Annotated in this window: 1 protein-coding gene; it reads left to right on the top strand. The window is 63.9% G+C overall.

Going from position 1 to position 374, the window contains the following annotated elements; translation table 11 throughout:
* Nucleotides 1–374: ImmA/IrrE family metallo-endopeptidase (locus tag ACTFO6_RS17980; RefSeq protein WP_439935773.1), on the top strand; the 374-nt coding region annotated here is incomplete at both ends.

Here is a 374-nt window from a genome sequence, read left to right as displayed (position 1 = left end):
TCCCGAGCTGGGAAGCCGCTGTTCTGGAACTGCGCCGTCGCATCGAGGACATCGGCGTCCTCGTCGTGGTCAACGGCGTGGTCGGCAACAATACCCACCGCAAGCTCGATGTGGAGGAGTTCCGCGGCTTCGCGCTCGCAGACCCGTATGCGCCGCTCATTTTCGTGAATGGCGCGGACGCCAAATCCGCCCAGATGTTCACCTTGGCGCACGAACTGGCTCATCTCTGGTTGGGGCCAGCCGGCGAAGGACTTTCCGGCTACGACAAGATCCTGCAGGGGGATCACCGCGTCGAGCGGTTTTGCGACCGGGCCGCGGCGGAATTTCTGGTTCCCGGCCGGGAGTTCAAAGCGCACTGGCCGGAAGTCAAACGC

This window comes from Pelomicrobium sp. G1, from assembly GCF_051905455.1.
Taxonomy (GTDB): Bacteria; Pseudomonadota; Gammaproteobacteria; order Burkholderiales; family UBA6910; genus Pelomicrobium.
The sequence above is the reverse complement of the archived record's forward strand: the minus strand, read 5'-3'. Positions and strand labels throughout refer to the sequence as shown.